Origin of the sequence: Streptomyces zagrosensis (assembly GCF_014203645.1) — a bacterium.
Lineage (GTDB): Bacteria > Actinomycetota > Actinomycetes > Streptomycetales > Streptomycetaceae > Streptomyces > Streptomyces zagrosensis.
The window spans coordinates 122,762-145,831 of record NZ_JACHJL010000005.1; the positions used below are offsets into that span (position 1 = coordinate 122,762).

Annotated in this window: 23 protein-coding genes and 2 pseudogenes; 14 read left to right on the forward strand and 11 right to left on the reverse strand. The window is 65.5% G+C overall.

Going from position 1 to position 23,070, the window contains the following annotated elements; genetic code table 11:
* The first annotated feature begins 88 nt into the window (after window positions 1-88).
* Window positions 89-808, forward strand: a complete 720-nt coding sequence (locus FHS42_RS11775) for a lysophospholipid acyltransferase family protein (RefSeq protein WP_184571860.1) — start codon at window positions 89-91, stop codon at window positions 806-808.
* A 155-nt stretch (window positions 809-963) separates the two neighbouring features.
* On the opposite strand, the gene FHS42_RS11780 is transcribed toward FHS42_RS11775, so the two are convergent.
* Genes FHS42_RS11780 through FHS42_RS11790 form a run of 3 tightly spaced genes read right to left on the reverse strand, consistent with a single transcriptional unit; the run spans window position 964 to window position 4,243 of the window.
* The gene (locus tag FHS42_RS11780) at window positions 964-2,052 is read right to left on the reverse strand and encodes a threonine aldolase family protein (protein ID WP_184571862.1); all 1,089 of its coding nucleotides are present in this window, start codon (window positions 2,050-2,052) and stop codon (window positions 964-966) included.
* Window positions 2,031-2,810, reverse strand: a complete 780-nt coding sequence (locus FHS42_RS11785) for an SDR family NAD(P)-dependent oxidoreductase (protein ID WP_184572362.1) — start codon at window positions 2,808-2,810, stop codon at window positions 2,031-2,033. Before FHS42_RS11785 ends, FHS42_RS11780 begins: the two co-directional genes overlap by 22 nt.
* A 35-nt stretch (window positions 2,811-2,845) precedes the next feature.
* A complete protein-coding gene (locus FHS42_RS11790) occupies window positions 2,846-4,243 on the reverse strand; it encodes a DUF6421 family protein (protein ID WP_184571864.1) in 1,398 nt (465 codons plus the stop codon).
* A 425-nt stretch (window positions 4,244-4,668) separates the two neighbouring features.
* Here FHS42_RS11790 and FHS42_RS11795 point away from each other — a divergent pair, with 425 nt between their 5' ends.
* The 8 genes from FHS42_RS11795 to FHS42_RS11830 all read left to right on the forward strand — a co-directional run bounded on the left by FHS42_RS11795 (window position 4,669) and on the right by FHS42_RS11830 (window position 11,666).
* On the forward strand, window positions 4,669-5,352 hold the full coding sequence (locus tag FHS42_RS11795) for a glycerophosphodiester phosphodiesterase (protein ID WP_184571866.1): 684 nt from the start codon (window positions 4,669-4,671) through the stop codon (window positions 5,350-5,352).
* 217 nt (window positions 5,353-5,569) lie between these two features.
* Window positions 5,570-5,962, forward strand: a complete 393-nt coding sequence (locus tag FHS42_RS11800) for a VOC family protein (protein ID WP_184572363.1) — start codon at window positions 5,570-5,572, stop codon at window positions 5,960-5,962.
* Window positions 5,963-6,261: 299 nt separating this feature from the next.
* On the forward strand, window positions 6,262-6,432 hold the full coding sequence (locus FHS42_RS11805; protein WP_184571868.1) for a DUF6191 domain-containing protein: 171 nt from the start codon (window positions 6,262-6,264) through the stop codon (window positions 6,430-6,432).
* 135 nt (window positions 6,433-6,567) lie between these two features.
* Window positions 6,568-7,500, forward strand: a complete 933-nt coding sequence (locus FHS42_RS11810) for a M56 family metallopeptidase (RefSeq protein WP_184571870.1) — start codon at window positions 6,568-6,570, stop codon at window positions 7,498-7,500.
* Window positions 7,501-7,640: 140 nt separating this feature from the next.
* Window positions 7,641-8,399 (forward strand): phosphatase PAP2 family protein, encoded by a 759-nt coding sequence (locus FHS42_RS11815; protein ID WP_376772572.1) that lies wholly within the window; start codon window positions 7,641-7,643, stop codon window positions 8,397-8,399.
* Between the two features lie 129 nt (window positions 8,400-8,528).
* Complete coding sequence (locus tag FHS42_RS11820; RefSeq protein WP_184571872.1) at window positions 8,529-9,497, forward strand: pirin family protein; 969 nt, start codon at window positions 8,529-8,531, stop codon at window positions 9,495-9,497.
* A gap of 592 nt (window positions 9,498-10,089) precedes the next feature.
* On the forward strand, window positions 10,090-10,545 hold the full coding sequence (locus FHS42_RS39065) for an ISAzo13-like element transposase-related protein (RefSeq protein WP_376772580.1): 456 nt from the start codon (window positions 10,090-10,092) through the stop codon (window positions 10,543-10,545).
* Window positions 10,458-11,666, forward strand: a complete 1,209-nt coding sequence (locus tag FHS42_RS11830; RefSeq protein WP_184572398.1) for a putative hexosyltransferase — start codon at window positions 10,458-10,460, stop codon at window positions 11,664-11,666. Before FHS42_RS39065 ends, FHS42_RS11830 begins: the two co-directional genes overlap by 88 nt.
* An 81-nt stretch (window positions 11,667-11,747) precedes the next feature.
* On the opposite strand, the gene FHS42_RS11835 is transcribed toward FHS42_RS11830, so the two are convergent.
* The 3 genes and pseudogenes from FHS42_RS11835 to FHS42_RS11845 all read right to left on the reverse strand — a co-directional run.
* Complete coding sequence (locus FHS42_RS11835) at window positions 11,748-13,604, reverse strand: recombinase family protein (protein WP_184572365.1); 1,857 nt, start codon at window positions 13,602-13,604, stop codon at window positions 11,748-11,750.
* A gap of 171 nt (window positions 13,605-13,775) precedes the next feature.
* Complete coding sequence (locus FHS42_RS11840; RefSeq protein ID WP_184571883.1) at window positions 13,776-14,129, reverse strand: ImmA/IrrE family metallo-endopeptidase; 354 nt, start codon at window positions 14,127-14,129, stop codon at window positions 13,776-13,778.
* Window positions 14,130-14,495: 366 nt separating this feature from the next.
* Window positions 14,496-14,786: pseudogene (locus FHS42_RS11845) on the reverse strand (transposase); the annotation flags it as partial.
* Window positions 14,787-15,244: 458 nt separating this feature from the next.
* Here FHS42_RS11845 and FHS42_RS36930 point away from each other — a divergent pair.
* The 4 genes from FHS42_RS36930 to FHS42_RS11860 all read left to right on the forward strand — a co-directional run bounded on the left by FHS42_RS36930 (window position 15,245) and on the right by FHS42_RS11860 (window position 19,949).
* A complete protein-coding gene (locus tag FHS42_RS36930) occupies window positions 15,245-15,439 on the forward strand; it encodes a helix-turn-helix transcriptional regulator (RefSeq protein ID WP_246494583.1) in 195 nt (64 codons plus the stop codon).
* Between the two features lie 9 nt (window positions 15,440-15,448).
* On the forward strand, window positions 15,449-16,411 hold the full coding sequence (locus FHS42_RS11850; protein ID WP_312866842.1) for an NsdA family TPR-like regulatory protein: 963 nt from the start codon (window positions 15,449-15,451) through the stop codon (window positions 16,409-16,411).
* An 18-nt stretch (window positions 16,412-16,429) separates the two neighbouring features.
* Complete coding sequence (locus tag FHS42_RS11855; RefSeq protein ID WP_184571885.1) at window positions 16,430-17,143, forward strand: 5-formyltetrahydrofolate cyclo-ligase; 714 nt, start codon at window positions 16,430-16,432, stop codon at window positions 17,141-17,143.
* Between the two features lie 94 nt (window positions 17,144-17,237).
* The gene (locus tag FHS42_RS11860) at window positions 17,238-19,949 is read left to right on the forward strand and encodes an ATP-dependent DNA helicase (RefSeq protein WP_184571887.1); all 2,712 of its coding nucleotides are present in this window, start codon (window positions 17,238-17,240) and stop codon (window positions 19,947-19,949) included.
* A gap of 262 nt (window positions 19,950-20,211) precedes the next feature.
* Here the strand turns inward: FHS42_RS11860 and FHS42_RS38595 are convergent, their stop codons facing one another.
* The 5 genes and pseudogenes from FHS42_RS38595 to FHS42_RS11885 form a co-directional block, all read right to left on the reverse strand.
* Entirely contained in the window at window positions 20,212-20,955 is a 744-nt protein-coding gene (locus FHS42_RS38595) for a TIR domain-containing protein (RefSeq protein ID WP_184571889.1), read from the reverse strand.
* Window positions 20,956-21,065: 110 nt separating this feature from the next.
* Window positions 21,066-21,398 carry a hypothetical protein gene (locus FHS42_RS11870; protein WP_221476386.1) on the reverse strand — a complete coding sequence of 111 codons (333 nt, stop codon included), beginning with the start codon at window positions 21,396-21,398 and terminating at the stop codon, window positions 21,066-21,068.
* Window positions 21,399-21,521: 123 nt separating this feature from the next.
* Entirely contained in the window at window positions 21,522-22,052 is a 531-nt protein-coding gene (locus FHS42_RS11875) for a DDE-type integrase/transposase/recombinase (protein ID WP_184571891.1), read from the reverse strand.
* 28 nt (window positions 22,053-22,080) lie between these two features.
* A pseudogene (locus FHS42_RS39070) lies at window positions 22,081-22,125 on the reverse strand (hypothetical protein); the annotation flags it as partial.
* A gap of 318 nt (window positions 22,126-22,443) precedes the next feature.
* Complete coding sequence (locus tag FHS42_RS11885; protein ID WP_184571894.1) at window positions 22,444-22,581, reverse strand: helix-turn-helix domain-containing protein; 138 nt, start codon at window positions 22,579-22,581, stop codon at window positions 22,444-22,446.
* Window positions 22,582-22,606: 25 nt separating this feature from the next.
* Here FHS42_RS11885 and FHS42_RS11890 point away from each other — a divergent pair, with 25 nt between their 5' ends.
* A complete protein-coding gene (locus FHS42_RS11890) occupies window positions 22,607-22,942 on the forward strand; it encodes a hypothetical protein (protein WP_312866855.1) in 336 nt (111 codons plus the stop codon).
* The last annotated feature ends 128 nt before the right edge of the window (window positions 22,943-23,070 follow it).

Sequence of the window (23,070 nt, forward strand, 5' to 3'; positions counted from 1 at the left end):
AGGCACGATCAGCGGAAAGCCTGTACCTACGGCCGCGTAACTTCCACCGGGAGAGCCCTCCCAAGGAATGGCAGAAGGGTCCCCCTCGATGGCAGAGCTCGTCTATCCACCCGTGATCGGCATGGCCCGCACCATGTTCAAGGCGCTGGACCTGCGCTTTGACATTCAGGGCACCGAGAACATTCCTCGCCGTGGTGGTGCCGTCCTGGTGAGCAACCACATCGGGTACCTCGACTTCGTCTTCGCAGGGCTCACCACGCGACCGGCGAAGCGCCTGGTGCGTTTCATGGCCAAGGAATCGGTCTTCCGGCACAAGGTTTCCGGACCACTGATGCGGGCGATGAAGCACATCCCGGTCGATCGCAAGCAGGGCATTGACGCGTACCGACACGCGGTGCAGTCGCTACGCTCCGGCGAGATCATCGGCGTGTTCCCGGAGGCGACGATCTCCGAGTCCTTCACGCTCAAGGGGTTCAAGTCGGGTGCGGCCCGCATGGCACAAGAGGCGAGCGTGCCGCTGCTCCCGATAGCGTTGTGGGGCACGCAGCGGCTGTGGACCAAGGGCCATAAGCGGGACCTGGGGCGCCATCACTTCCCGATCACGGTGCGGGTCGGCGAGCCCATGGACGCGGACCCGAGCGAGCCGGCGGACTCCATCACCGAGCGGCTGCGGGCCCGGGTGCAAGAGCTCCTTGAGGCGGCGCAGCGTGCCTATCCGGTACGCCCCAAGGGCCCCGACGACACCTGGTGGGTTCCGGCCCACCTCGGCGGCACCGCCCCGGCGCCGCCCCAGCCCGCGGGCCACTGACCCCAAGCGCTTATCCCTGGGCGTCGATTTCTGGGCGGTGTTCCCGGGGGTGAGCGCCCAGCGAACAGCAGGGCGCGGCTGGCCGGACATCCGTGGATGTCCGGCCAGCCGCGGATGCTGCGTACGGATACAGCAGCTGGGCAGCGGGCGAAAAGCTACCTACCCAACTCCTCCTTGAGGGCGGCGGCGAAGCCGTCCACGTCTTCCTCAGTGGTGTCAAAGGAGCACATCCACCGCACGTCACCTGCGGTCTCGTCCCAAAAGTAGAAGCGGTAGCGCTTTTGCAGCCGCTCGCTGACATCGTGCGGCAGCCGGGCGAAAACCGCGTTGGCCTGCACCGGGTAGAGAATGTCCACGCCATCCACACCGCGGACCGCGTCGGCCAACCGCCGCGCCATGGTGTTGGCGTGCCGCGCGTTGCGCAGCCATAGGTCCTTGGCCAGGAGCGCCTCCAACTGCACGGAGACAAAGCGCATCTTGGAGGCGAGCTGCATGGACAACTTGCGCAGGTGCTTCATCGCCCGTACCGAGTCCGGGTCGAGTACGACCACGGCCTCGCCGAAAAGCATGCCGTTCTTGGTGCCGCCGTACGACAGCACGTCCACGCCCGCGGCGTAGGTGAACGCCCGCATCGGGACGTCGAGTGAGGCCGCGGCGTTGGCTATCCGGGCGCCGTCGAGGTGCACCTTCATGCCACGCTCGTGGGCGTGGTCGCAGATGGCGCGAATCTCGTCGGGCGTGTAGACGGTGCCAAGCTCGGTGTTCTGGGTGATCGAGACGACCTGCGGCATGGCGCGGTGCTCGTCGTCCCAGCCGTATGCCTCGCGATCGATGAGCTCGGGCGTGAGCTTGCCGTCCGGGGTGGGCACGGTGAGCAACTTCAAACCGCCCACCCGCTCGGGAGCCCCGCACTCATCGACGTGGATGTGCGCCGAGTCGGCGGCGATCACCGCGCCCCAGCGGTCGGTGAGCGCCTGTAGGGCGACGACATTGGCGCCGGTGCCGTTGAAGACCGGGTAGGTCACCGCCAGCGGGCCGAAGTGGCTGCGCATGACGTCTTGCAGGTGCGTGGTGTAGTCGTCCTCGCCATAGGCCACCTGATGGCCGTCGTTGGCTAGGGCGATGGCGGCCAGGATCTCTGGCGGAGCGCCGGCGTAGTTGTCGCTGGCGAAGCCGCGTACGGCCGGATCGTGGTGGCGACGGGCGTCGGTCTTACGGGGCGTTACGGCTTCGCGGTCAGCCACAGGCGGGTTCCGTTCACCTCTCGTGCGGGCTGCTCCCAGACGCCGGCGATGGCATCGGCCAGTTCCTTGACGTCCGTGAAGCCCGCGAACTTCGCGTTGGGGCGCTCCGCTCGCATGGCGTCGTGCACCAGCGCCTTGACCACCAGGATCGCAGCCGCGGACGTCGGCCCCGCCTCGCCCCCCGCCTTGCGGAACGCGTCGGCCAATGCCAAGGTCCACGCCTCGGCGGCAGCCTTGGCCGCCGCGTAGGCCGCGTTGCCGGCAGTGGGCTTGCTCGCTCCGGCGGCGCTGATCAGCAGGTAGCGGCCGTTGGCGCTGCGTCGCAGCCCGTCGTGGAAGGCGAGCGAGGTGTGCTGGACGGTGCGTACGAGAAGCTTGTGCAGCAGCTCCCAGTCGTCCAGGTCGGTTTCGGCGAAGGTCGCCGAGCCGCGCCAGCCGCCCACCAGGTGCACCAGACCGTCGATGCGGCCGAATTCCTTTTCGGTACGCGTCGCCCACTCGCGGGCCGCGAGCGGGTCGAGTAGATCGACCGTGTCGCCCGTGACGGTGGCGCCACCGTGCGCATACCGCGCGGCGTCCACGGCCTCGGCCAGCCGGGCCGCATCCGCGTCGGAGGCGACGACGGTGGCGCCCGCCTCCGCCAGCCGCAGCAAGGTGGCCCGTCCGGCAGGGCCCGCGGCGCCGGCCACCGCGATGACGGCGCCCTCCAGCATGCCCTGGCCAGGAGCTGCCGCACCGGCCACTGCGTTGTCGGTCATGATCGTCGCCTCCTGGTCGGACTGCTCGGACGGGGTCATGCGGCCACCGGGTCCGCGCTCTTGGCCGTGATGCCCTGAGTAGAGGCGATCACAGTCTTCAGCTTCTTGGCGAGTGCCTCGTAGAACATGCTGAGCGGGAACTCGTCCGGGAGCACGTCATCGACCAGTTTGCGGGGCGGCAGCGACAGGTCGAGGGCGTCGGGGCCCTTGGCCCATGCGGAGCCGGGGTGCGGGGCAAGGTAGGAAGCGACCAGTTCGTACGCCTTGAACCAGTGCACGAGCTTGGGCCGGTCGATGCCGTCGCGGTAGAGCTGTTCGATTTCGCCGCAGAGCTGGTTGGTGACCTGCGGTGCGTTGGCCCAGTCGATGTGCAAGGTGTTGTCGGTCCAGCGTACGACGTCGTGCTTGTGGAGGTAAGCGAAAAGGAGCTGACCGCCGAGCCCGTCGTAGTTGCGCACCCTGTTGCCGGTGACCGGGAAGCGGAACATCCGGTCGAAGATCACCGCGTACTGCATGTCGCGTGCTTGCGGATAGCCCTCGGCCTCCAGCTTCACCGCTTCCTTGAACGCCGTGAGGTCGCAGCGCAGTTCCTCAAGCCCGTACATCCAAAACGGCTGTCGCTGCTTGATCATGAAGGGGTCGAAGGGCAGGTCGCCATGGCTGTGCGTACGGTCGTGGATCATGTCCCACAGCACGAAAGCCTGCTGACAGCGCTGCTGGTCGCCGATGAGCTCGCGGGCCTCGGCGGGCAGGTCGATGCCGAGCGTGTCCACCGCCGCCTCGCTGACCCGGCGAAAGCGCGCTGCCTCCCGGTCGCAGAAGATGCCGCCCCAGCTGAACCGCTCGGGCGCCTGGCGCACGGCGATGGTCTCCGGGAAGAGCACGGCGGAGTTGGTGTCGTAGCCGGCGGTGAAGTCCTCGAAGGTGATGCCGAGGAAGAGCGGGTTGTCGTAACGGGTGCGCTCCAGCTCAGCCAGCCACTGTGGCCACACCACGCGCAGCACGACTGCCTCGAAGTTGCGGTCGGGGTTGCCGTTTTGCGTGTACATCGGGAAGACCACGAGGTGCTGGAGCCCATCGGCGCGCTGCTGCGCGGGCTGGAAGGCCAAAAGCGAGTCGAGGAAGTCCGGGATGCCGTAGCCGGAGTCGGCCCAGCGGCGCAGGTCGGTGGTCAGCGCCCGGTGGTACGCGGCGTCATGCGGGAGCAGCGGCGCCAGTTCGTCGATGGCCGCGACGGCTCGTTCCACCTCATGCCGCAGGGCGTCGATCGTGGGCGCGCCGTCCGCCTCAAGATCGACCGAACCGTCCTTGGACTGCCATGGACGCACGGTCTCCACAGCGTCCTTGAGTACGCCCCAAGCCGGGTGGTCCACCACACGCTCCGCGGACAGAACGCCATCGATCGCCGTCTCCGGCGCGAGAATTTTCGTCATGATCACTCCTCCACGGAAGAACCTCGCGTGGAGTCACCGTATCCGTGGACAGATCTTCATCTCAAGTGGATCAGCGAAAAATTATCCTGCCTAAACCGGGTTTAGGCCGCCGTTTTTCCTGTCGAGAGCGGTTTCGGTGCTCAAGACAGCTCGTCGAGGCGGGTAGGCACGAAGGGTGTGAGGGGCGCGAGGACGGGCTACACGGCCAAGGGACGGGCGCAGGCTCGGGCTGTGCGGGCCCCAAGGCGAGGAGCGTGGCGGCGTCACCCCCGCCGGACGCGCGCCGTACACCGCTCGTCACACCGCTGGTGCCCAAGCGCCCGTTAGGCTGGCCGCCGCCGGCAGCGGCCGACGCACTCACCTCGGGCCCCGCCGCCTCGTACCGCCCCTCCACCGCCCTGGGCAGACCTACGAAGGAGCCAGCGTTGACCTTCCTCACCATCGGACACCGCGGCGTCATGGGTGTCGAACCCGAGAACACTCTGCGTTCGTTCGTCCGCGCCGACCACGAGGGCCTTGACGTCATCGAACTGGACCTGCGCCTGAGCAAGGACGGCGCGCTCGTCGTCATGCACGACGCGGACGTGGACCGCACCACCGACAGCACCGGCCCCATCCGCGACTTCACCCTCGCCGAGCTGCGTGGATTCGACGCAGGACAAGGCGAGCGCATCCCCGTCTTCGAAGAAGTCGTGGACGCGGTCAAGGCCCCCATTCAGGCCGAGATCAAGGACGTGGCAGCGGCCAGGGCACTGGCCGATGTCCTCACTCGACGCGATCTGACCGAGCGCGTGGACGTCATCTCCTTCCACGACGAGGCCATCACCGAGATGGCCAAGCTGCTGCCCGGGGTACGGACGGGCCTGGTCGCAAGCCGCTACGGGCTCGATGTGATCGACCGCGCGCTGGCCGCCGACGCCGCCATGCTCATCCTCAACATCCGCCGGCTCACCCTGGAACTGGTCGAACGCGCCCACGCCACGGGCCTCAAGGTCATCGGCTGGACCGTCAACACGCCAGAACACCTCAAGATCGCGCGCGGCATGGGCCTGGACGGCGCCACGACCGACTACCCGGAGATCAAGAGCGCGGCGCGGTACACGGCCTAACGGGACGCTCCAAGCCCTTTGCAGCCACACGCCTCGCGACGGCGCCCCGCAGCCCACACACCACGCACGCGCAACAGGAATCGCGCGAAGCGCTAGGCGAACGCGAGGGCGCACGAGCGGCGCACGAGGCAGAAGGGGCAGGAGTGGCCCCGGCCGCGCTACGGCGACTGACCGGTTTCGCCCGCATTCGCTCCTGCGCATGCGTAGGGTCACGACCATGGTGCATGTGCTGAGCAGCCGAGTGCTTCTGCGTCCTACCGATCCCGAGCGTTCGCGCACCTTCTACGGGCGCACGCTCGGCCTTGAGGTCTCCCGCGAATTTGGCACCGGACCCGAGCGGGGCACGGTCTACTTCCTGGGCGGCGGCTTCCTGGAGGTCTCCGGGCGCTCGGAGACCCCGCCCGCTCCCGGCCTACAGCTATGGATGCAGGTCGCGGACGCCGCAGCGGCACACAAGAAACTGTCACAGCGCGGCGCGCAGGTGCTGCGCCCGCCACTACAAGAGCCGTGGGGGCTGGTGGAAATGTGGATCTCCGACCCCGATGACGTCAAGATCGTCCTAGTGGAGGTGCCCGTCGATCACCCGCTGCGCTACCGTCCCGGCCTCTGATCGACCCCCGGTACACCAGCTCCGCGCCACCCCAACGCATCCCGCTTTAGGTGACGGAGGGTGACCGGTGAGGCAGCTCAAGGGCCCGAAACGGGCCGTTCGACGCCTGCCGAGGCGGCGGTACGAAGCTGCTGACGGGATGGGCCTGGCAGCCACACGATGCGGCGCCCATCCCCCACCGGCGCCCCCGCACCGGCTCCCGCGTGCCACAGCGCCGAAGGTACGCTCACAGCACGGGTCGTCGCGCCACCGCACGATGTGGTAGGCCGCTGGCCGAGGGCGCCGAACGGGAGGCCGCGGTGTTCAACCTGCTCGACGAGCTGTTCGCGCCTGGTCGCAAGCACACCCAGGAAGAGCGCGAACGGATGGAGCTGTGCCTGGACGACGTCGGCGACGGCGACCCCGGCCGCGGCCCGATAGACCTCACCTCGGGCCAGGTGACGATGCGCCGCGCGAGACCCATGCGCTGAAGCCAGCCAAGCGACGGCTTGACCGCGCCGCCCCGCGGAGGCCATCGTTCCGCAACACCTCGAACGTGCGTGTCCTACGTCACTTCGGCGCCAGACCGTACCAGCTCCCAGCGCACCCCTCATAGGCTGAGGGACATGATGGTCCCGCTCGTGCTGCTGGTCCTCGGAACGCTGGCCGCGGCAATGGCGCCGCGCATGCTCACCCGCTCCGACTGGCCCGACCGCGAACCGGTGCTCGCCCTATGGGTGTGGCAGTGCGTGGTGGTCGGCGTCATCATGTGCTGCGCGCTGGCGATGTCCCTGAGCGCGGCGGCGGCCTGGGAGGCCGTGCGGGGCAATATCTTCGCGCCCGCGCCGAACGGAGTGATGGAGGCGTACGCGCTCACCGGCTACGGACCGTGGGCCGCTCCGGTCGCGGTCGTCCTGGCCTGCGGCGCCGCGTGGAACGTCATCATGCTGACCCGCGAAGTGCGCGGCTCGCGAGCCCAGCGCAAGCAGCGGCGTACGGACCTGCTCGTACGCTCCCCTGCACTTCCGGGGGAAGAGCCCAGCGCGAACCGCCTCGTCGTGTTGGAGGGGGACCGCCCCGATGCCTGGTGGCTGCCGGGCACAGCACCGCAACTGGTCATCACCACGGCCGCACTACAGCGGCTGAACAAACGGCAACTCGACGCGGTTCTCGCACACGAGCAGGGTCACGCGCAGGCGCGCCATCACTGGCTGCTGAACGCCGCATCGGCGCTGGCAGGTGGGTTCCCGCAGGTGCCAGTCTTCGCCGCGTTTCGGGATCAGGTGCATCGGCTCGTGGAGCTGGCCGCCGACGACGTTGCCTCACGCCGCTTCGGCCGCCTGGCCATCGCGCTCGCGCTCGTCGAACTCAACGAAGAGCGCGGCGTGTTCGGCCCCTGCCCCGGCATTGCCGAAGTCCCGCGCCGAGTGAACCGGCTGCTGACGCCCGCGCCGCGCTTCACGACGGCACGCCGCTGGCGGCTGACGGCCGCGGCGGCTCTGGTCCCGATCGTGCCGGTGCTGGTCACCTTCGTACCGGCGCTGCGCGCGCTGAGTTAACGCCGCCTCCACCGCGGCGCCGATGGACCGTTGGTTGGCCGAGGCGGCGCACCGTGAAGGCGGCATGCGGGGGTGGCGATGCGTACACCTCGTACCGAACCGTTGCCCTTACCCCCTCCCCGTCCGCGATCATCGACCTCATGCGACCGCCACCCCGCCACCCCACTGACCGTTCCCCCTTCCGCCTGCCGCTGATGCGGCGGGCCTGTGCGCTGACGGGGGCGGTGTGCCTGGCGCTGCTGGCGGCGCTGCTGCCGCTGGTCGCCATGGAATGGGGGCCGCTCATGTCCGCGGATCGCGACCTCGCGAGCGAGTTGCACCGCTCCGCCGTGATGCACGACGGTTGGACGCGGACCAACCGGATCTTGTCCGACTGGGTCTGGGACCCGTGGGCGATGCGTGCGCTGCTCGCCGCCGTGGCGGGGTGGCTGCTCTGCACCCGCCGTTGGCCGGTCGCGCTGTGGATGGCGGCCACCGCCGCCATCGGCACGGCCCTCCAGCAGGGCCTGAAGGCCGCGGTCGGCCGGGATCGACCGCGCTGGCCCGACCCGGTGGACTCGGCGCACTACGCGGCCTTCCCCTCGGGCCACGCGCTGACCGCGACCGTCACCTGTGGGCTGCTGCTGTGGCTGCTTTGGGTGGGTAACGTCCGCCTGGTCTGGTGGAGGGCCGCCGCGGCGGCGGCCCTGGTCTCGGTGCTCGGTGTGGGCTTCACCCGGCTGTACCTCGGGGTGCACTGGCCCACCGATGTGCTGGCCGGGTGGCTGATCGGCAGCGCGCTCGTCGCAGGGGCCATCCCGCTGTACCCGCAGACGCAGACCGGAACCCACCCGGCCGGCCCCGCCCGATCGTCCGCGCCCAACAGCAGCGCGGACGGTGGCGCAGGCACCACCGCGTAGGAGGAAGGGCCCCTACCGCGCTCGCGGGGGCACCGCGTACGACGCCCACGGTGCCCTCTCGACCTCACGTGCCGCAGCGTCGCCGCACACCGTTTTCAACGCCGCGGGCCGCGATGGCAGAGTGCTCCTATGAGCAACCTGGATCTGCGGCCCGCACCGACCGTTTGCGGCGGACGCGCCGACGTCACCGCGCAACCCGTCCGCGAGCTGCTGGCGGCAAAGCCGGTCATGCTCGGCGAGAGCACCGAGGTGCGCCGACTGTTGCCGACGATGGGCCGGCGGATGGTGGGCGCATGGTGCTTCGTGGACCACTACGGCCCCGACGACATCGAACGCGAGCCGGGCATGCAGGTGCCGCCCCACCCACACATCGGGTTGCAGACGGTGAGCTGGCTCCACGACGGCGAGGTGCTGCACCGGGACAGCCTGGGCAATGAACAGACGCTACGGCCCGGCCAGTTGGGCCTGATGACGTCGGGGCGAGCCATCGCGCACGCCGAACAGTCCCCGCGCGAGCACGCGAAGCTCCTGCACGGCGCCCAACTATGGGTGGCGCTCCCCGACAGCCACCGGCACACCGATCCGGCCTGGGAGCACCATGCGAAGCTGCCCCGGCTCACCGGCGGCGGCGGGTTCAGTGCCACGGTCATCCTCGGCGAACTGGACGGCGCCCGCTCCCCCGGCACCACCTACACCCCGCTGATGGGCGCCGATGTGACCCTGGCTGCCGGCACCCAAACGCGCCTGCCGCTGCGGCCCGACTTCGAGTACGCCGCGCTGACGATGTCGGGCGAGGCCGAGGTGGACGGCGTACGGCTGGCCCCGGGGTCGCTGCTGTATCTCGGCTGCGGACGAGCGGAACTCCCTCTACGGGCCGACGTGGACAGCGCCTTCCTCCTCCTCGGCGGCGAGCCGTTCGAGGAACGCATCGTCATGTGGTGGAACTTCATCGGCCGTTCTCACGAGGACATCGCCCAGGCCCGCGAGGACTGGATGACGGGCACCCGCTTCGGCACGGTCGGCTCGTATGAAGGGGCCGTGCTGCCGGCGCCAGAGTTGCCGCCTGTGCCCTTGAAAGCACGAGGACGTACGCGCTGAGCTGGCGTTTTCAAGCTTCGAGCCGTGAGGCGGCGGCGGCGCGCCGCAGATGCCGAGGCCCTGTCGGAACCGATGGGAGTCAGGGCTGCGGTGTCGCCTTGTCGGGGCATTGCGCGTTCCAGGGTTCAGGCCGGTGTAACCATGTTTGGCAGACCACTTGCTGACCACATGCTGACTTTCCCTGACGCTGCGTCAGCTAGCCTTTCCCGACCTTCCGCAGGAACAGCAGGTAGTCCTCGACCGTGAAGCGGCTTAACGGTCACGCTCCCCCATGGAGCGCCGTCCAACCGGTTGCTTAGCTGCCGCGCACGCGTCGGCATGCGCCCGACGCTGGGAGAGCGCGTTATCAGAAATGGACAACGCCCACTCTGGTCACCATCTGACTGCTGCCTCCGCGTCCCTCTGTCCCGGTATCAGGCTGTCCAGGTCAAGGAGGCAAGCTTCATAGTGGGATTCGACAGCTGTGCGGGCCAGTACCGTGTTCCGCAGGCTCGCCGAACTCGTTGCTGGGGAAGCCCTGCTGGGCCGGGCCCGGCCGGCAGACCGTGGCCGCAAGCGGCTGGTGGATCTCGATCCCGGCCCTCTGCCTGCTGTGCTTGCTCTGCTTGCACTCATCGAACCGGACGGTCGCGGTGATCCGATGTCGCCCCCGCACTGGACGACGAAGTGCAGCCGCCACCCTGGCCCGCGAGCTTACCGGGCAGGGCACTATGTCTCGCTGGAATCCGTGGCTGATCTCCTGCGCGGAGACGGCTTCAGCCCGCGGGGCAACACCAAGACGGTCGAGGGCCGCCAACATCCCGACTGGGGCGGCCAGTTCCGCTACACCCAAGAGCACCCGGGAACACCAAGATGCCGGGGACCTCATGGGCAGCGTCGCACGAAGAAGAAGGAAGTTATAGGCCGGTACAAGAACGCCGGACGGGAGTGGCGGGACGGTAGGGACCGTAGCGTTCGTCCATGTCGCAGACCGAGACACACAAAGTATCTACACTCTCCCTCTCCCCGCCGACTCCGCCACGGCGGCACCGGGTATTGGCAGCGCTGACAACTGCCGCTCCAGCTTTGCTCGGGTACATAGCTGCGCGACTGGTAGGGCTGGCGATCCTCTTCGTGGCCGCGCCCATGGCAGGCAAAGATGCACTGCATCTATTGTGCGAGCGATGGGATTCATTGTGGTACCAGCGAGTCGCCGACGGCTGGTACGGCTACGAAGTGCACTTACCCAACGGCAGTGTTCACTCCGACCTCGCCTTCTTCCCCATGCTCCCTGCGCTGGAGCGAGGCTTGGCCGAGCTTTTGCCCATGCGCCTGGCGACTGCCGGCCTGGCCATCTCGTGGACAGCATCCTTGGCGGCTGCATGGGGCATATACGCCGTCGGCGCGCGCCTCCACGGGCGGCGAACCGGCGTAGTCCTGGCAGTGATGTGGGCTTGTTACCCCACGGCATACGTCCAGTCGATGGCATACGCGGAGACACTCTTCACAGCCACGGCTGCATGGACGCTGTATGCCGTGCTCACTGAGCGATGGATTCTCGCCGCCCCTCTCACAATCGTCGCGGGGCTCACGCGACCCTCGGCAGCGGCCCTGATCGCAGCCCTCACCATTACTGTTGTGGTCGCTGTGGCAACAGAACGCAACGAGGGCCTCGACTGGAGCGCAATAAGTCACGCCCACCGGCGCATGTTGACAGGCGTTGCCCTCGCACCACTGGGATGGCTTGGATATGTGGTATTCGTCGGCGTTCGCCAGGGCGACCCCTTGGCCTACTTTGCAGTGCAGGCCGAGTGGGGCAACAGCATTGACGGCGGTATCGCGTTGACGGAGATGGTGTTCGAGCATCTGACGAGCTCAGCTCCGCTTGCCGGTGTTGGCCTGGTTGCCGTGTTCACACTTCTCGGCTGGGTCATGTGGCGGTGCGTGAAGCAACGCCAGCCCCTACCGGTGCTCATCTACACGGTGGCCGTGGTCGTCATCTCGCTGATTGGCTCAGGCTACTTCACATCCCGGCCACGATTGATGATGCCCGCTTTCCCGCTGCTGCTCCCCGCCGCTGTGGCACTGGTCCGGTGGGGCAATATGCGAACCTGGTGGACGCTGAGCGCTCTGGCAGCCGCGTCCGGGGCCTACGGGGCATTCATTTTGCTAGGTTCTGGGCCGCCCTGACCTCAAAACGAACCCTTGAGGCGCACCCTGCCGCCATGCCCTGGGCCACACGCCGCCATGGTCTGAACCGGCCCAGCGTGATCAAACCCCAGGAAGGTGCAATGCACACGCTGTGTACTTACGTCCCGCACGAGCCCTGACCCCGGGTCTTGGACACGCGCTCATGCGGCTTCGGTCAGCGTGGTTGATGTTGTTGCGATGGTTGTCTCGTAGGCGATGGGGCTTCGTTGTCCACGGCGGGGGTGACGGCGTCGGGTGTTGTAGCGGTGCAGCCACCACCATAGAAGGCTTACTAGAACACGGGGTCAAATCAATGTCCTTCAGCAGGACTTCGGTGGTGTCCATCGCAGGTCCCTTCCCCGTTCGGGGGAGGGACCTGTTGGCGTTCTGGGCCTGGGGTTGCTGCCTGACGGCTTGGACAGCGTGGAGCCGGGCGAACGGTTCCTTGAGGTCATGCTCGGCGATCCGCTCCTCGTCGACGTATAGGCCGTGGAAGATCGATTGGTTGAGCAGGCGGCGCTGATCGTCGTCACAGCGACGGTATAGCTCCTGTGGGTTCTCCAGTAGCTTCAAGCAGACTTCGATCAGGCGGGCGCCCTCAGAGAGGTCCTGGCCGGTCTCCTTGAGCCGTTTCTTGAGGTGCTGCCGCTGGCGCTCGATGTCGCGGAGCTTCGCCTTAATCTTGGCCTGGGGCAGGGTGCCGTCGGCTGCCAGCTCAAGGAGATTCTCTTCGCCCGCATCCAGCACCTGTAACTCGGTAGTGAGCTGCCGGTGGAGGAGCCGGGCGGCGGCTTCCTCTTCGCCGATGGTCTCCGCGATGTGCGTGCGGATGTCGGCGACGAAGGTGGGGCTGAAGCACACTCGGGCGTAGTGCTGCTCGACGGCGTCCTCAATGTGGATGACGTTGACGTGCGGGGCCTGGCAGGTGCCGTCCTGTCTGTTGCGGCAGAAGAAGTACATGTACTCGGTGTCCCGAGCGTTGATCGTGCGCTGGAGGATCAGGCGCTGCGTGACGCCTGCTTGCCTGCACCGTTCACAGAAGAGCGAGCCCTTGAGGTAGTGGTGGTGTACACGGCGGCGCTCCCCAGCTGCGGCTCGCGTTTCGATGATCTCCTGGACGCGTTCACAGAGGCCGTCGTCGATGAGCGGCTCGTGGCGGCCCTTGAACTCCTCGTCCTTGTAGGCGATGTAGCCGATGTAGTAGCGGTCGCGGAGCATGTCCGAGAGCTTGCTCACCGACACTTGCTTCGCGGGATACCGGGCGGTGGGCCGCGTGCGCAGGCCCCGGTCGAAGAGTTCGTCGGCCAGGTCAGCCAGGGTGTACTGGCCGGTGGCGTACAGCTCGAATGCGACCTGGACAAAGGGCGCGCGTTCCGGATCGACCGCCACGGTGCGGATCTCACGGCCCTCGAAGCGGTCGAAGACGTTGATGTACCCGAGAGGGGCGCGGCCGAGCGTGCCGCCGTTCTTGGCCTTCTGGCTCATCTTGTAGGCGATGTCGGCGCCCGACTCGCGCGACTGGTACTCGTTAAAGGTCGCCAGGATGCCGTGCATGAGCTGGCCGACGGGTGAGTCGTCGATCGACTCGGTGGCCGAGATCAGCGTGACGTTGCGCTTGCGCAGGTCCGCCATGACCATGGCGTCGTCGAGCCGGTTGCGCGCCACACGCGAGAGCTTGTAGACGATGACGTAGTCCACGTCTCGGAGGGTGCGCACGCGCGTGAGCATCTGCTGGAAGGCCACGCGCTTGGTCATCTCGGTGGCGGATTTTCCGGGCTCGATGTATTCGTCGATGATGGTCAGGCCGAGCTGGTCAGCCTTTCGCAGGCAGACGACGCGCTGGGCAGGGATGGAAATGCCTTCAGGATCGTAGTCCGTCTTGACCTGGCCGGCCGAGGACACGCGCAGATAGATGACGGCACGAGTGGTAGCACCGATTGCTTGGTTTTCTGGCCCTCTTCATCGAGTAGAATATCGAACAGGTCGGTGTACGCGCTTGGTGCACTGCTGCGCGTTCCTCCTTCGGCTTCCTGCGTGTAGCGAATGAGATCGTCCGTGCTGTCGTTGTTTGCGTTGAGCGGTTGGTTCACAGGTGTTCCCCCCTCTCCTTCATGCCGATTTCCTTATCGGCTCACAGATGAGCACTTGGCGAGCAAAGTGCTTGGCCAAAGCGTCCAAATCCGCATCGCCGAATGCGGTTGTCGCTCGGCGTAGCGGATGATCGATGATGTGCTTCAGTTGATGGAGGACTGTAAACGCCCGCTCGTCGGTCGAGTCGTCTTCGCGCACATAGATGTGCCAATGGCGATTTGCCCAGTAGGTAATTCCGGGTACAGGCAGGCGGGCAACCGACTCCACGACGATGCTCGGGAAGAGGTTCGTGAGGTGGGTGGAAGCCTGGCGTGTAGGGCCAGGCAGAAGCTCCCGGAGCAGCCCTGCCTGCTGGGCAGCGATGCGGCGCATGGCCGCCATGGAGCTGGCTGGTTCACGGCCGAGGTCACGTAGCGCGGTGAGCGCTCCGGGACTGGCGGTTGGGGTGGTGTCTTTTGCAGTGTTCGTAGTGATCCTCCTCTCCCCATCCGGTATCTATTTCTTTGATTGCTTCTCGGACTCATCTTCGAACGGAGCTGGACCGTTGGGGTCGAGGCCGTGTTCATCGATGAGCCGTTGGTTATATTCGTCAACTGAAGCGATAGCATCCTCTGGCAGATGACCGTAGCGCGTACGTAGATAGGCGCTCATACTGGGTAAGTCGGATGGGATGACGTACCCAGCCATTGTGAACAGATCTGCAAACGGTACTTCTAGGGTGCGTTTCGAAAGTGTTGGTCACAGCCACTCGTTGATGGCTGCGACCAGTACGGTCGCCTCGTAGCGGACGGCGAGCTTGTCGTATCTCGTGGCGACCGCACGGTGGCGTTTGAGGCGATTGATGCCGCACTCCACCGCGTGGCGCTCTTTGTAGTCGGTCTTGTCGAACTTCGGCGGCCGGCCACCGTGGGAGCCGAGTTTCCTGCGGTTGGCGATCTGGTCGCGCTTCTCCGGGATGGTGCAGCGGATGCCGCGCCTGTGCAGGTAGGCACGGTTCGCGCGGGAGCTGTACGCTTTGTCGGCGCGAACGGTGAGCGAAGTGCCAGAGCGAGGGGACGATGACGTCCCTTACATCATGGCGCTTCAAGGAGTCGAGCATTACGGAGAACGCGGATTCCGAGCACCTGATGTTCTCCGTGAACACCTGATCTAGCGCGAAGCCTTCGCGCTGGGCATGCGTGGCCAACTCGCGCTTCACGCGCTCGGATTCGTCGTCCGTCTCGTCACTGCTCACGACGCGCATGTAGCCATAAATTGCAGGTCGCATGAAGTTCCCCTTTGCCGTTGGAAGCCGGTCCAATAGCGGGCTTGAGGCCAGGCTCCGCTGTACCGGCGTAGCGGCCAGAAAAGCCCCTTGACCTGCGGAAACCCAGAGCGAACGAGGGGCAAGAACGACGCAAAAATGAGGCAAGGGCGGCCTTGACCTGCGTAAACGGCCCCCGGGTGGCTATGGTGGGTACGCCCCTGAGCCCCGGGAGGGAAGTGCGATGGCGGCCAAGCGCATGCGGCTCGCTCAGCGTCGCAAATCTGCGGGCTACAGCCAAGAAAAGCTCGCCGAACGACTGGGCATCGAGCGCTCGACGGTCGTGCGCTGGGAAACGGCCGAGAGTGAACCTCAGCCGTGGGTGCGCCCTAAGCTCGCCGCCGCGCTCAAGGTGACGCTCGACGAGTTGCAGTCCTAGCTCGGCGATGTGACGGTCATCCAGGCGAAGCTCAGCGAACGTATGAGCTACGTCCTCCAACACCCGTCGTCAGTCGACCTGGTGGCAGTCGCCTACCTGCACGAGCGGATTCGCCAACTCGACGAGCGGTACGACAGGGCACCCTCGACGGCCCTGCTCGGACCCGCCGGCCAGGTCCACGGGCAGGTGAAGTTCCTTCGGGAGAACGCGACCAACCCCCGAGTGCGCAAAGCCCTCTTCGAGGTCGAAGCCGAGTCGGCCGCATTTATGGGCCAGCTCGTCTGGGACGTGAGCCAGCGGCGTGACCACGACGCACCGGTCGCCTACCTGGACGAGGCGGTGACCGCGGCCCGTCAGGTGCGTGATCCGTACGCCGAGGCATACGCGACCCTGCGCAAGAGCTTCGTGGCACTCTACGGCGAGAAGGACCCGCTCAAGGGCGCGACGCTCGCAGGACAGGCGGCAAAGGTGGCACGCTCCGTCAGTCCCTCCCTTACGGGGCTGAGTTTGCTTCATATGGCCGAGGGCTATGCCATGAGCGGTGACCTCAAGTCATGCGAGGCGGCGCTAACGAAGGCGGAAGCACAGCTCGACCGGGTCGGTGCCGATGACATGGCTGCTGAGTACTACACGGTCAACGAGTTCAGCCGCTTGTCCGGGTCGTGCTACTTCTCCCTGAATCTGCCCGAGCAGGCCGAGCCCATCCTGCGTATGACCGCCAGGGCACTCGCCGCGAAGCAGAAGAGCCAGGCCATCGCGCTCGGGAATCTCGCCTTGTCACTGATTCGCCAGCGCAAGGTCGACGAGGCGGCGGCCACTATGCACCGGACGATTGACGCCGTGGAGCTGACACGGGGTGGCGGGGGTCTTAACCTGGCATTCGCCGCTGGTCCAGAGCTTCGAGAGTGGCGGCACGAGCCGTGGGTGCAGGACGTCAATGATCGTCTGCTAGCCCTCATGGCGGCGATCTGACGGGACCGGTAGGGGCGCATGAGCAACATCGACCAGGCCAAGGAAGCTGTCCGCGACCAAGTGTGGCGCCTGCTCGAACACGAAGGCGCTGTGCCAGAAGGCTCGTACGGCAAGATCCCTGGCTTCAACGGCGCGGAGGCGACGGCCAAGCGCCTGGCCGAGCTGGACGTGTGGAACCAGGCCCGGACAGTCAAGGCGAACCCCGACTGGGCCCAACTGCCGGTCCGAATCCGCGCTCTCAAGGACGGCAAGCTCCTTTATATGGCTGTGCCGAGGATGGCGAGCCTCCAACCGTTCTTCCTGCTTGACCCAGCAACGCTGGAACTGCCCGCCGAGCAGGCCGCGGAGAAAGAGGGTGCCGCACAGGTGGCTCGTCGAGTCAGCGTCGAAGACATGAGGCCCATCGACGTGGTGATCTGCGGCAGCGTGGCAGTCAACCGTTCCGGCGCACGCATCGGCAAGGGTGCGGGGTACTCCGACCTGGAGGTGGCGCTCCTCATCGAGGCGGGCTTCGTGACGGACGAGACGGTCATAGTTGCGCCCGTCCACCAACTCCAGGTCGTCGAGGACGACATCCCCGAGACCGAGCACGACTTCAGCGTCGATCTCATCGTCACCCCCGACGAGGTGATTCAGTGCCCCAACCGGCGCCGGCCCCGGGGGCTTGTCTGGAGCGACCTCACTACCGAGAAGATTGAGGCCATCCCTGCGCTTAAGGCTCGATTTCTGTAGCCGACCAGAAAATGATGACCGCCCCGATGCCCAACTGGCGCGAGCTAGAGCAGAGCAATCAACGGAAATACAGAAGGAGCGAGAAGGTGAATTCATGACGACGGTTGACGAGCACATCCAGAGCACAGACGCAGCGATCTGTCAGAACATCGCCTCTTTGACTCACCAGCGCGACCTGCTGTCTCAGAACATCCTTGCGCAGCTCCGGAACCTGGTCGAGGGCGTCGCCGTGCGCCTCCAGTCGGGCACCTCCGACACCCAGTACAACTACCCGGCGATAGGGCTTGGACTTGCCTTCGTGAAGGGGAGCGGCCAGTACAGCTTCCTGGGCCGGTTCCACAAGCTTCTCGAAGCAAGCGCCTCGCACTACACCATGGACGGGGATGCCTCCGAGCGCCTGATGCTCAAGTACTACGAGTACCTTCTACGAATCCGCACCCTGCTCAAGGGAGGCTGCGGGATCGACGTGCTCGCCAACCTAGAGTCGTTCCCGGTCAATTTCGACCCGTCGTTGCGGGAGTACCACGAGAAGATCGCCGCCCGGATTGAGGCTCTACGCAGGACCGGTTCGGGTGGAGCGCGGGATCGCTACTACATCCATAAGACGCGCCCGTTCTTCGTCGGTGGGCACATCTACTACGAGGTCACCCTCTACCGAGCCGTCAACAAGGTCAGCAAGTTCGACCGCATCATTGCCTTCACCAACATCGACATGAGCGACAAGTACTCGGCCATGCTGACCCTCCAGCGCGACTCGATCAACGTCCTCGACCAGACGATGCCGATCACGATCATCCGCGACTGGGAGGTCTCGATCCGCCCGTGCGAGCTCAACAACTTCGCACGTCTCCTGGGCATCACGATCAAGGCCAGCACCGGCTCCGCCGAGTACCGCTACCTCATGGACGGCCTGACGGTGGGTTTGGGCAGCCTGCTCGATCTCGTCGACATGCCCGATGACCAGTATGAGACGGCCAAGACTGCAGGCACCGCGAGCACGACCAAGCCGCAGATCTTCCCGGTGTTGGACGAAGTGCGCCGAATCGTGCGGTCAGGGGCACAGGGCCGCAACGTTATCCGTTACCTCATGCTGCGGATGCACAACCAGGTGTTGAAGCCGCAGTACAACTGGGATAGGTGCGGTCGTCTGTCTGACCTCAACCTGCTCTACGGCTGCATCCCGTTCGATCAGATGCCCTTCTGTACCTCATTGCCAGGGCACAACCCGCGCTACTGGGATCTCGTCGAGAGCCTCGACTCGACCGACCGGCACCACGAGCTGCTCGCTCGGCGAGTCCGGAACAACGTTGAACGCCACGGGATGCTCTACACACCCGTCGCTGACCTCGAAGCCCTCGGCGACGTCAGCAAGCTGATCGCCATCTACAACAATAAGCTCTACTACAAGCACACCGAGCGGCAGCTCGTGCAGGACAAGGGGCATGTCTTCACCCGGGGGTACGAGGATGACACTGTCTCCATCGTCGAAAAGCTCCAGAAGTATGCGACGTCCGGGATCGACGGCTACACGGTGGCCGTCGAGCTATGGCTCAACGAGGCTCCTCGCGGTATCGATGACGACGTCAAGAAGGCCGCCCTCAAGCTCCTGTTCAGCCAGTCTAAAGTCGCGCTGATCTACGGTGCGGCTGGCACGGGCAAGTCCACAATGGTCGACCATATTGCCCAGCACTTCAACGACAAGACGAAGCTGTTCTTGGCTCACACCAACCCGGCGAAGGATAACCTCGAGCGCAAGGTCACCGCCCAGAACTCGACCTTCCGGACGATCAGCAGTCAGATCTACCGGAATGGGTCGGACCCTGAGTACGACCTTCTGGTCATCGACGAGTGCAGCACCGTGAGCAACGCAGACTTGCTTAAAGTGCTGGAGAAGACGTCGTTCAAGCTGCTCGTCCTTGTAGGCGACGTCTACCAGATCGAGTCGATCCAGTTCGGCAACTGGTTCAGTATCATCCGCTCATTCATCCCTAGCACGGCCGTGTTCGAGCTGACAACACCGTTCAGGACCAAGAGCCAGTCTCTCCTGGGGTTCTGGGACAAGGTCCGGATTATCGACGGCGACATCGCCGAAGTCATTGCCCGCAACGGCTACTCGACCGTGCTGGACAAGTCGCTATTCGAGGCGCAGCGGCAGGACGAGATCATCCTGTGTCTGAACTACGACGGCCTGTACGGGATCAACAACGTCAACCGCTTCCTTCAGAGCAGCAACCCCAACCCGGCGACCACTTGGCGCGTCTCCACCTACAAGGTGGGCGATCCAGTTCTGTTTAACGAGACCGAGCGGTTCCGGCCGGTGATCTACAACAACCTGAAGGGACGAATCGTCGACATCGCCTCTACCCCAGGCCAAATACAGTTCGACGTCGAACTGGATCGACCGCTCACCGAGTTCGACGTCGTTAGCGGGGAGCTCCAGTGGGTGAAAGATTCGACCGTACGCTTCGCCGTCTACGACCATGACACCAGCGACGAGGACGACGACTCACTTAACACCGCCGTGCCGTTCCAGATTGCCTACGCCGTCTCGATCCATAAGGCACAGGGCCTCGAATACGACTCCGTCAAGATCGTCATCACCGATGCGAATGAGGATGACATCGCGCACAGCATCTTCTACACCGCTGTCACCCGGGCACGGGAGAGCCTCAAGATCTTCTGGACACCAGAGACCCAGCAGGCGGTGCTCAAGAGTCTTCTACGGAGTGCGAGTCCGAAGGATGTCGCACTTCTGTCGAGTCGACGCGGACTCACGCCGGTTGCCCGATCTCGGCGTACTTCGTGAGCCGAGACACACCCGGGTAGGGTCCGGGTTCGAGATGAGGGAGGAGAACCGACCGCCGGAACAATCTGTCACCCAACTGTCGTACGTAGGGCATGACACAGATACGAGAAGCGGCAACGCCACCGTACCGGCGCTCTCCAGCGCCTTGAGCAACCGAACCAGGGACTTGCTGGGGTTCGAAAGCGAGTCACGGAGGCGCACCACTCGCGAACGAAGACTGGACAACGTGCGATGGGTAGCCAGAGGTAGCTGCCTTGGTTTGCTACGGCACCTCTGGTGCGAGGACGGCAGCCGCAATCTTTTGCGCGATGTCGCTTACTGAGTCGTGTTCTGTGGTGAAGCCCGCGAGATCGGGAAGAATTCCGCTGTATTCAGCGACGTCTTCGAATGTAACTTTGTGCAATACGGGAATCAGGGTGCTCTTGTGGAGAAGGGCCCCGAGTTCGCGCTCCGTCCAGAAGCGCCCGGTAAGATACACAGCCGTCAGAACTGCAACGCCAGCGTGAGCACGTCGGAGCCCCTGGTCCATCTGCAAGGCCTGGCTCTTCCCAGGACGGATCGAGACTTCGTCAAACCAGACTGTCACCCCGAGGTCTTCAAGCTCCTGTCGAAGTTGTCCGGCTACTTCTGATCCATCGAGCCGTGCGTAGCTGAGGAAAACGTCGCACTCCCGTGCGTCGTGGGCAGAAACAGCCTCTTGGACTCTGTCGGCGAGCTGGCGCTCTTCGACCGTGTAACGAACCGTAGGCCGGGTCACTGCTTCCTGAAGGCTGCGGTTGATCTTGGCGACCTCCTGCTGGTTGTGGCGGTCGGCCGCTTGGTTGTGTGCGTCAACACGCCTGTTGTAAGCAGCGACCGCTTGTCGGTTCTGCTGCTCAACCTTGCGGTTGTGCTGATCAATCTCGCGGTTAGCCTTGTCGACAACCTTCTTCTGCTCTTGCTCGGCCTTGCGCTGAGCCGCCTTGACCTGCTGGCGGAATGCACTCTCGTTGAACTTCTGTGCCACTTCTTGTCCTCCTGCGACGCTGGCGCTCCTGTCCCAGGAGGCTCCCTTTCAAGTTAGCCCACGGCACTGACAGTCGATTCTGCCTGCCCTGCGAGACCTGGCGGAGGGCGTCAACGCTCTCGCCCGTGGCTGTCCCGCATGCTCACCCCGCGCTCGACCAACCGAGTGCGCACAGTCCCGCCGTCTACACCGAGTCGCTCGCCAATCCGTGCGAGCGCCTGGCCGGCCTCGTAAAGTCGTACCGCCTCGCCGATCTGCTCTGCCGATAGTCCACGCATCCGCATCTCGACGCCATGGTGCTTCAGGATTTCGCCCACCCGCTGCCGACTGATCCCGAACCGATCACCGAGCTGGTAGACCGTCGCTCCACCCACGTAGCCGTCGATGAGCTGCTGCACCTGGTCGTCGCTGAGCTGCTTCGCCCGACCAGGTTTACGTCGCACGGGCGGCTGTCGAACCGGAGCAGATAGATCCGGCAGCTTGCGCAACAGCGCTTCCAGCGCTCCGACCTGCTCCTTTGTGTTGTAGTACGTTCGCCGGAGGTCCGGAACGCTTCGAGTCGGGCCTCACGCTTGCTCGTCCAGCCCTTTCGTCCCTGGTGCGTCTCCCTTTTCGAAGGTCGCGTTGGAACTCTCCGCGGCGGCGTTGTCCGCTGAGCTGCCCACCGCGCTCATGCTTTGGAGCACGTCCACCCGGCGGCAGGCGTCAGCGAACGCGGCGCTCGTGTACTGAGCGCCGTGGTCGGTGTGCATGATCGCGCCCTTGAGACTGCCGCGGGTTGGTTTTGCTGCGGCGAAGGCGTCGGTGACGAGCTCGGTTCTCATGTGGTCGGCGATCGCCCAGCCCGCCAGGCGGCGTGAGCACAGATCGATCACGGTCGCGAGACAACAACAATTTCCGCCGCCGACGCTCAAGTACGTGATGTCGCCGACGTACTTGGTGTTCACTTCCTCGGCCGTGAAGTCGCGTGCGATCCGGTCCGGGGCCTTCGCGGCGGCCAAGTCCGAAACAGTGGTGCGGTGCCTGCGGTGCAGGCGGACTCCGGCCAGGCCGGTGCCGCGCATGACGCGCGACGCGCTTGTGGTTGACGCGCTCACCGTCCTCCCGACGTTGTGCGGTGACCCTGGGGACGCCATAGGTGCCGTCCGATTCCCGGTGGACTGTGCGTATCTTGGCGGCGAGCTTGGCGTCGGCCGCCTGGCGGGCTGTGCGGTCCGCGGCGGTCTTGCGCCGGGAGGAGAAGCCCGAGCGGGTGATGCCCAAGATCGTGCACAGCCGCTTCACGCCGTAATGGCGCTGGTGATCATCAACGAACTGGCAGCGGTTCACCAGTGCGTCTCCGTCGCGACGAAATACCGCGCCGCTTTACGCAGCATGTCCCGCTCTTCTTCGAGTTCACGGACCCACTTGCGCAAAGCCGCCACCTCCGCCGGGTCAGACGCCGGCGTGGCCGCCTGGGCCACAAAGCGCGAGCCGGGAATCCGCCCGTCAGCGGCCCGTATCCAGCTTGTGCAGCGTCTCGGTGTTGACCCCCAGGTCAGCCGCAACCGACTCGATCGCCGCTCCCGGCCCAGAGCGGTACGACGCGAACGCGTCCGCCAGGAACTCCGGCGGATAGTGCTTCATCCCCACAGCGACTCCGTTCTCCCATATCCCAAGATCTAGTTCCACCGCCGCAGTGCGTACCATTCCCCCAGCCTGGCTACACCAAGTCCGCCACGGCGGCACCATCCTCACCCCCATCGACACCCCGTACGGCCATGACGCCCTACTCACACTCACCTGCGACGGCGCCGGCAGCGCCACAGGCCACCTCATCAAACCGGTAGCGTTCATGAAACTGCGCGGCCAACGCCACCAACCCCCATGGAAAAGCCTCGGCTGGCCCAAGAAACGCCTCCCCGTTGCCGACGCCCCGCCATGGAAACACCACCGCGTCACCGCAGACCCCGCAGGGCAGCGCATCTATCTCCACCGAACCCAGTAGCACCGAACACCACCGCCCCACGAGGCCGGCCATGGCCTCCGGGTCCACCCACCCAGCCCCTCGCACCCGGCGGGCAGGTGCCCGCGGACAGATGGTGCTCTGCATCAACTGCTCTCGTTAGTGCTCTG

Bases quoted from the DNA above. Each gene is read 5' to 3' on its own strand.
- FHS42_RS11800 (WP_184572363.1), top strand. From the start codon at position 5,570: ATGGTGCATGTGCTGAGCAGCCGAGTGCTTCTGCGTCCTACCGATCCC.
- FHS42_RS11885 (WP_184571894.1), bottom strand. From the start codon at position 22,581: ATGAAGCACTATCCGCCGGAGTTCCTGGCGGACGCGTTCGCGTCGTAC.
- FHS42_RS36930 (WP_246494583.1), top strand. From the start codon at position 15,245: ATGGCGGCCAAGCGCATGCGGCTCGCTCAGCGTCGCAAATCTGCGGGC.
- FHS42_RS11860 (WP_184571887.1), top strand. From the start codon at position 17,238: ATGACGACGGTTGACGAGCACATCCAGAGCACAGACGCAGCGATCTGT.
- FHS42_RS11775 (WP_184571860.1), top strand. From the start codon at position 89: ATGGCAGAGCTCGTCTATCCACCCGTGATCGGCATGGCCCGCACCATG.
- FHS42_RS11830 (WP_184572398.1), top strand. From the start codon at position 10,458: ATGTCGCAGACCGAGACACACAAAGTATCTACACTCTCCCTCTCCCCG.
- FHS42_RS11810 (WP_184571870.1), top strand. From the start codon at position 6,568: ATGATGGTCCCGCTCGTGCTGCTGGTCCTCGGAACGCTGGCCGCGGCA.
- FHS42_RS11855 (WP_184571885.1), top strand. From the start codon at position 16,430: ATGAGCAACATCGACCAGGCCAAGGAAGCTGTCCGCGACCAAGTGTGG.
- FHS42_RS11785 (WP_184572362.1), bottom strand. From the start codon at position 2,810: ATGACCGACAACGCAGTGGCCGGTGCGGCAGCTCCTGGCCAGGGCATG.
- FHS42_RS11815 (WP_376772572.1), top strand. From the start codon at position 7,641: ATGCGACCGCCACCCCGCCACCCCACTGACCGTTCCCCCTTCCGCCTG.
- FHS42_RS11840 (WP_184571883.1), bottom strand. From the start codon at position 14,129: ATGCGCCGCATCGCTGCCCAGCAGGCAGGGCTGCTCCGGGAGCTTCTG.
- FHS42_RS11790 (WP_184571864.1), bottom strand. From the start codon at position 4,243: ATGACGAAAATTCTCGCGCCGGAGACGGCGATCGATGGCGTTCTGTCC.
- FHS42_RS11820 (WP_184571872.1), top strand. From the start codon at position 8,529: ATGAGCAACCTGGATCTGCGGCCCGCACCGACCGTTTGCGGCGGACGC.